The following is a 7,115-nucleotide window of genomic DNA, read 5'->3' on the forward strand; positions in this document are numbered from 1 at the left end:
AAGAGCAAAGGTGGGGAGCAGGCCTTGCAGCCGGAAACGCAAGCCAGAGCGGGCAGTGGCGCTGCCATCGCCGTGCGTGGCCTCGAGGTCGCCTATGGCGGCACGCGGGTGCTGCATGGCATCGACCTGGACTTCGCGCCCGGCAGCTTCACCGCGTTGCTCGGCTCCTCCGGCTGCGGCAAGACCACGCTGCTGCGCTCGCTCTCCGGCTTCGTGCCGGTCGAAGCAGGCTCGATCGTCGTCGGCGGCAAGGACATCGCCGCCCTGCCGCCGGAAAAGCGCGGCATGGCGATGGTCTTCCAGTCCTACGCGCTCTGGCCGCACATGACGGTGCTGCAGAATATCGGCTACGGTCTCAAGCTGCGCGGCAGGTCGAAGGCGCAGATCGCCGCCAAGGTCAGCGAGATGCTGGGTTTGCTCGGCCTCGCCGGCTACGAGAACCGCAAGGTCACGGCCTTGTCCGGCGGGCAGCGCCAGCGCGTCGCGCTCGGCCGTGCGCTCGCCATCGACCCTGGCATCCTGCTGCTCGACGAGCCGCTGTCGAACCTCGACGCCAAGATCCGCATGGTGATGCGACACGAGATCCGCTCCATCCAGCAGCGGCTCGGCCTCACCGCCGTCCACGTCACGCATGACCGCGAGGAGGCCATGACCATGGCCGACCGGCTCGTCATCATGCAGGCGGGCCGCATTGCCCAGGTCGGCACGCCGGAGGAGGTCTACGATCGCCCGGCGAGCGCCTTCGTCGCCAACTTCATGGGCGCGGAGAACGTCCTGCCGTTGCGCATCGAGCGCGACGAGGCACAGGCTTCCGTCGCCGCCGGCGCTGCCCGCGCGATGCTCGCGGGGGCAGGCGCTGCCGCGCTTCCGGCGGGCGAGGCGCTGGCCTATTTCCGCGATGATGTCGCGAGCCTGGGCGCGCTTGATGCGCCGGCCTCGGGTGGCGACCTCATCGTCCCCGGCACCATCGCCGCGCGCGCCTATCCCGGCGGCATCTACCGCTACAAGGTCGAGGCCGCCGGTCGCCAGATCACGGTCGACGATGCCGGCCGTCACGAACTCGGAACGAAGGTCGGGCTGCGCATTCCGCTGCAGCGCCTTCACATCTTCCCGGCGACCGAGGCCGGGATCGCCGCCTGACAGGAGTCGAACACATGCGCATCCTCACGCTTGCCTGCTCGCTCGCAGCGCTGATCGCGGCCTCGCCGCTGTCGGCCCAGACCCTCAACGTCGCCTCGGCCGGCGACCAGAACATGGTCGACTACGTCAAGGACTATCTCGGGCCGATGTTCGAGAAGGCCCATCCGGGCGTGAAGGTCGTTTCGGTCGGCACCGGCCCCGGCGATTCCGGCTCGCAGAAGATCATGGAGAAGCTCGACGCCCAGAAGAGCGCGGCGGCCGCGGATTTCGACGTCGTCGTCATCCACCAGAAGGCGGCCGGCCAGATGGTCAAGGACGGCCTGCTGGCGAAGTACACCGACAAGGTCGACACGGCGAAGCTGGTTTCCAGCGCGACCGCGAAGAACTCTCTCGGCGCGGATGTCTCCGGCTACGTCATGCCGATGTTCCAGTCGCAGACGGCGCTCGCCTACAACGCCGACATGCTGAAGAACCCGCCCGCCAACTTCACCGAGCTGAAGGAGTGGGTGAAGAAGAACCCGAAGCAGTTCGGCTACAACGGCATCAAGGGTGGCATGTCCGGCGTCGCCTTCGTCGCCGGCTGGGTCTATGCCTTCGGCGGCGACGCCGACAAGCTGATCCAGGGCCCTTATGACGCGGCCGAGAAGGCCAAGTGGGACAAGGCTTTCGCCGAGCTCAAGGACTTCAACCAGAACGTCGTCATCACCCCCGGCAATGCCGGCACGCTCGACATGCTCAACCGCGGCGAGATCGCGATGGGGCCGGTCTGGGTCGACATGTTCTATTCCTGGCAGGCCGACGGCAAGCTGCCGCCGAACATGAAGCTGAAGCTCGCCGCGCCCGGCATGCCCGGCCAGCCGATGTATTACGCCGTGCCCGAGAAGTCGGCGCAGAAGAAGCTGGCGGAGGAGTTCATCGCGCTCGCCACCAGCCCCCAGGTCCAGGCCGACGGCATCGTCAAGAAGTTCAACTGGTATCCGGGCATCGACGCGAAGAACCTCGAAGGCAAGCTCGACAAGGCCGCCTGGGACAAGCTCTTCACCGACATCACCCCGGCCGACCTGTCGAAGAACGCCAAGCCCTTCCCGATCGCGCCCTACTTCAACGACATCCTCGAGGGCTACGAGAAGAAGGTCGCGAACTGAGCTTCGCCTGCCGGGATGGCGCAGAAACCGCGTCATCCCGGACAAGTCGCGTCAGCGACGCTGATCCGGGATCCATTCCTGAACCGTTCCGGCATGGATCCCGGATCTCCGCTTCGCTGCGTCCGGGATGACACCCGCCTTTCTCGAAAAGCCGCGCAGAATGTCCCTCTCCCAACGCCAGCTCGCCTTGCTGCTGATCGCGCCCGGCCTCGCGCTCGTCGCGGGGCTGTTCATCTATCCGCTCAGCTTCTCGTTGATCTCGGCCTTCACCGGGCCTGAGGGCGGCTTCTCGCTGCAGTCCTTCGGCAAGGCCTGGGAACTCTATTCCGGCGACGTCCTCTTCACCGTCGTCATCGTGTTCTCGTCATGCGTCTTCACCGGGCTCGCCGCGATCGTCATCGCCGGCACGCTGACGCTGGGCGAAAACCGCTATATCGTCGGCACGCTGAAGGCGCTCTATCGCTGGCCGCTCTTCATCCCCTTCATCGTGGCGGCGCAGTGCATGCGCACCTTCCTCGCCAAGAACGGGCTGATGAACAACACCTTCGTCTCGCTCGGCCTGATGGAGCCGCTGCAGGCGGTGAGCTTCCTCGACTGGCGCGGCATCATCGCCACCTTCGTCTGGAAGCAGACGCCCTTTGTCGCGCTCTTGCTCGCCGGCGCGCTGGCGGCCATCGACCGCGCCACGCTCGAAGCCGGCCGCAATCTCGGCGCCTCGCGCATCCGCGTGCTTATCGAGCTCGCCTTGCCGCAGGTGATGCCGACGCTGCTCGTCGCGCTCGTGCTCTCCTTCGTGACGATGCTCTCGGTGCTCTCGGTGCCGATGATGGTGGCGGGTTCCCAGCCGACTATGCTGACCGTCGACATGGCCTTCCGCATCAACGCCTATGGCGACTATTCCACGGCCAACGCGCTCGGCGTCATCACCTATCTGATCTCGGCAGGCGCGGCGATCATCTATCTCAAGCGCGGCATGACCAGGGAGGGCGCGCCGTGATCCGCCTCGCCGCCACGGCGCGGGCGACGCTCGCCGCCTTTCTGCTCGCCGCCTTCGCCTTCGTTCTGATCGGCCCGCTCGCCAATCTGGCGCTGTGGTCCGTCGCCGAGCGCTGGTACACGCCCCACAAGCTGCCGGTGACCTATGGCACGCGCTACTGGGAGCAGGTCTTCCGGCCGACCGGCGACGCCATGGCCTCGCTCGGCACCTCGGTCTGGATCGCGGTGCTGACGGTCGTCGTCGCGCTCGCGCTCTCGATCCCCGCCGGCTATGCGCTGGCGCGGCTGAAGCTGCCGGCCCGCGCGCTCTTCATGATCCTGTTCCTGCTGCCGCAGGCCTTTCCTTCGGTCGCGATCTACATCAACGTCGCCCGCATCTTCTATCAGCTCGGCATCAACGGTACGGTGCTGGCCGTCGTGCTGGTCCATGCCGCGCACGGGCTGGTCTATTCGGTCTGGATCGCGGCGGCGGCCTTCGGCGCCGTCGATCGCGATCTCGAACTCGCCGCCCGCAATATCGGCGCATCGCCGCTGAAGACCTTCTTCTCGGTGACGCTGCCGCTGGCAGCGCCCGGCATCATCGCCAGCGGCATCTTCGTCTTCCTGGAATCGCTCGACGAGTTCACCGGCACCTTCTTCGTCGGCGTGCCGCAGGTCACGACCTTGCCGCTCCTGCTCTACAACGCGGCGATGGGCGGCAATTACCAGGTCGCCTCGATCACGGCGCTGATCCTGCTCGTGCCGTCGGTGCTGTTCATGCTGTTCATCGAGCGCTTCCTGCGCGCCGACGTGCTGGCAAAGGTCGGGGCCTGAGCGCCAGGCCCCGACGCGGCCGGCGCTCAGCCCTTGCCGCGTAGCGACATGCCCTGCGTGATCGCGGTCTTCTCCAGCCGGCAGGCGACGCAATAGGCCGGGTTGAAGACGTTCGCGATGTCGTAGCGCACCGCCTGCCCGAGCAGATGGCTGGCCTCGACGGCGTCGACGCCGAGGTCTTCCCCGATCCAGCGCAGCATCTCGGTCGTCGCGAACTGCAGCGGCTGGTCGAGCGGGCGCCCGGCGGCGATGACCAGGAGATCGGTCTGCGTCTCGCAGCGCGGCCAGAGCAGCTTGTGCCCCTTGCGCAGCTCGACGCGGAATTCGACCTCGAACGAGGTCTCGACGCCGGTACCGGCGATCTCGCCGTCGCCCTGGCAGGCATGGCCGTCGCCGAGGAAGAACAGCCCGCCCGGCGCATGGACCGGGAAGGCGATGGTCGCGCCGGGGCCGAACAGGCGGTAGTCCATATTGCCGCCATGGGCGCCGCTCGTCGCGGTCGAGATTGCCTGGCCGCGTTCGGGCGCGACGCCGAAGCAGCCGAGCATCGGCGTCAATGGGAAGCTCCAGTCGCGGATGCGGGCCGAGGGCTCCAGCAGCTTCACCGTGCCGGCCGCGGCGTCGATCGCCCACTCATGGCGCTCGCGCTTCGGCAGCTCGGCGAGGATCGCCGGGTCGAGCACGCCGGGCGCCAGTGGCGAATAGGTCCAGCCGGTCTTCCGGTTCGGGGTCATCCGCTCGACCGTCACCAGCAGCGCGTCGCCGGGCTCGGCGCCGGTCACGAAGAACGGGCCGGTCATCGGATTGCCGCGCGGCGCCCTCTGCGCGCTCTCGTGATCGGTTCCGGCGGCGTCGAGCGTCGTCGTGACGACGCGGTCGCCGCTGGCGATCTCCAGCACGGCGGGCAGGGTGCCGATCACGTTGTGATACTGCGTCGGCTGGAAGTGGTGGCGCGTCATGGCGGACCTTCTGCGGCGGGAGCGGACGCGAGTCGGAGAGCCGCCTCGCGCCCCGATCCTAGAAGAACGCGTGGGTCGGGGAAGAGCGGAGGGCGGGGGGCTGCCCTGCCTGATCCGCCTTACGCTACTCTGCCGGTGTCGCCGCCTGCGTCCGCGTGTCCTGCGCCAGAATGTAGAAGGCGAGTGCGGCGCACCAGACGATGAGGCCGAAGACGGCCGCCGCGCCCAGCACCAGCCCGAAGCCGCCCCGCGCATAGAGGACCGCCAGCATCGGCACAACGAAGCCGCTGACGGTGAAGCCGAGGAAATAGCGCACGCTGAAAGCCTTGGCGCGGTGTTGCGCTGGGACATAGCGGGCGACCATCGCATCGTTCACGACGACCTGCCCGTAGATCGCCGTCATCGTCAGGACGAGCCCGAGCAGCAGCGTGACGCCTTGCGTCGCCGCCGCGATGGCAAGGCCGATCGGCTGCAGCAGGGCGAGGCCGACGAACAGGGCCGGCAGCGTGTAGCGATCGACGAGCCGGCCCATCAGCCATTGCGCCCCGGCGCCGAAGACGAAGACCAGCGTCGCCAGCGAGCCGGTCAGGGCCAGCGGCAACTCCAGGCCCAGCCGCTCGTCGAGGATCTTCGGCAGGGCGATGGTGGTGAGATTGAAGGTCATGCCGCCTGCGATGATGGCGATGGCGAAGACCACGAGAAGCGCTGCCGGCCGGCTCAGCGGGATCAGCTCGGCCTTGCCCGAGCGGCTGCCATGCGGCTCGCCGTCCCCGGGCACCAGGATCAGGAACGCGACCCCCAGGGCGAGGCAGATCAGGCCGGGGAGCACGAAGGCGGCACGCCAGCCGAGGCTCGCGGCAATCAGCGCGGTGACGCCGGCCGCGGAAGCCGCTCCGAGATTGCCCCAGACCGCGTTGACGCCGAGGTCGCGTCCGAGCTGGCTGGCGTGGCTCACCAGCATCGTCGAGCCGACCGGATGATAGATCGCGGAGGCGACGCCGAGTACCAGGAGCCAGCCGGCGAAGGCGGCCGGCTGGCTCGCGGAGGCGACGCCGAGGCAGGACAGGCCATAGCCGACGAAGAAGACCGCGAGCATGTTCCGGCGGCCGAAGCGGTCCGAAAGCCAGCCCATCGGCAGCGAGCACAGGCCGAAGGCAACGAAGGCCCCGGTCGCGAGCCCGATCAGCTCGGCATAGCTCAGCCCGGTCTGCGCCGCGATCGCGATGACGGCAGTCGGGTAGATCAGCAGCACGAAGTGGTCGAGCGCATGGGCGGCATTGACGAAAAGAAGCGTTCGCTTGGACAGGGGTTCAGGTGACATGGCTCTGCTCGCGGTGGGGATACGCCTGTCTATCTTGACCCGTTGCGCGCCGTCGGGTCGTTATATGACGCGATCGGGCCAAAGGAGGATGCGGTGCGGGGGGAAAGCGACGCCTATCAGACGGTCCCGCGTGCGGTCGCGGTCATGCCGAAATCCTACGATGGCGGCGTCAGCACCGGCTGGCACAGCCATCCCCGTGCGCAATTGCTCTACGCGACCTCGGGTCTGACGCTGGTGACGGCCGAGGATGGCACCTGGATCCTGCCCGCCCGCCATGCCCTGTGGATCCCGCCCGGGCTTTTCCATGAGGTCAGGATGCACGGGCAGGTGACGATGTGCTCGGCCTATGTCACGCCGGAGGCCGTCGGAGTCCTGCCGACCGGTTGCCGGGTGTTGGAGGTGACCCCGCTCCTGGCTGCGGCACTGCCGGCGCTGGCGGCCGAGCCGATGCTCTACGAGGAGGACGGACGCGGCGGCCATCTCGCGGCGCTCGTCCTCGACGAGATCGCGCGGGCGCCGGAAACCTCGCTGACCTTGCCGCTGCCGCGCGACCCGCGCCTGCGGCGCGTTTGCGAAGCGCTGCTGCAGAACCCCGGCTCGCCGGTCGATCTCGACGGCTGGGCGCAGCGCGTGGGCGCGAGCCGGCGCACGCTGACCCGCGGCTTCCGGGCGGAGACCGGCATGAGCTTCGGTGACTGGCGGGCGCGGCTGCGCGTCGTGCGGGCGATGGCACTGGCGTCG

The 7,115-nt window shown here is 68.3% G+C and carries 7 protein-coding genes; 5 read left to right on the forward strand and 2 right to left on the reverse strand.

What is annotated here, in order from left to right; genetic code table 11:
• The first annotated feature begins 24 nt into the window (after window positions 1-24).
• The 4 genes from BGO20_RS02970 to BGO20_RS02985 all read left to right on the forward strand — a co-directional run bounded on the left by BGO20_RS02970 (window position 25) and on the right by BGO20_RS02985 (window position 4,094).
• Complete coding sequence (locus BGO20_RS02970; RefSeq protein ID WP_291663289.1) at window positions 25-1,140, forward strand: ABC transporter ATP-binding protein; 1,116 nt, start codon at window positions 25-27, stop codon at window positions 1,138-1,140.
• Window positions 1,141-1,154: 14 nt separating this feature from the next.
• Complete coding sequence (locus BGO20_RS02975; RefSeq protein WP_291663291.1) at window positions 1,155-2,285, forward strand: ABC transporter substrate-binding protein; 1,131 nt, start codon at window positions 1,155-1,157, stop codon at window positions 2,283-2,285.
• 160 nt (window positions 2,286-2,445) lie between these two features.
• The gene (locus BGO20_RS02980; RefSeq protein ID WP_291663292.1) at window positions 2,446-3,282 is read left to right on the forward strand and encodes an ABC transporter permease; all 837 of its coding nucleotides are present in this window, start codon (window positions 2,446-2,448) and stop codon (window positions 3,280-3,282) included.
• Window positions 3,282-4,094, forward strand: a complete 813-nt coding sequence (locus tag BGO20_RS02985; RefSeq protein WP_291663512.1) for an ABC transporter permease — start codon at window positions 3,282-3,284, stop codon at window positions 4,092-4,094. The genes BGO20_RS02980 and BGO20_RS02985 overlap by 1 nt, the downstream gene beginning before the upstream one ends.
• 26 nt (window positions 4,095-4,120) lie before the next feature.
• Here BGO20_RS02985 and BGO20_RS02990 read toward each other — a convergent pair whose 3' ends face one another.
• Complete coding sequence (locus BGO20_RS02990; protein ID WP_291663293.1) at window positions 4,121-5,053, reverse strand: acetamidase/formamidase family protein; 933 nt, start codon at window positions 5,051-5,053, stop codon at window positions 4,121-4,123.
• A gap of 124 nt (window positions 5,054-5,177) precedes the next feature.
• Window positions 5,178-6,374, reverse strand: coding sequence for an MFS transporter (locus tag BGO20_RS02995; protein WP_291663294.1), 1,197 nt, complete (start codon window positions 6,372-6,374; stop codon window positions 5,178-5,180).
• A 93-nt stretch (window positions 6,375-6,467) separates the two neighbouring features.
• Between BGO20_RS02995 and BGO20_RS03000 the strand changes: the two genes are divergently transcribed.
• On the forward strand, window positions 6,468-7,115 hold a 648-nt coding region (locus BGO20_RS03000), incomplete at its 3' end, for an AraC family ligand binding domain-containing protein (protein ID WP_299856522.1).

It is taken from the genome of Allobosea sp. 67-29 (genome assembly GCF_001898115.1).
Lineage (GTDB): Bacteria > Pseudomonadota > Alphaproteobacteria > Rhizobiales > Beijerinckiaceae > Allobosea.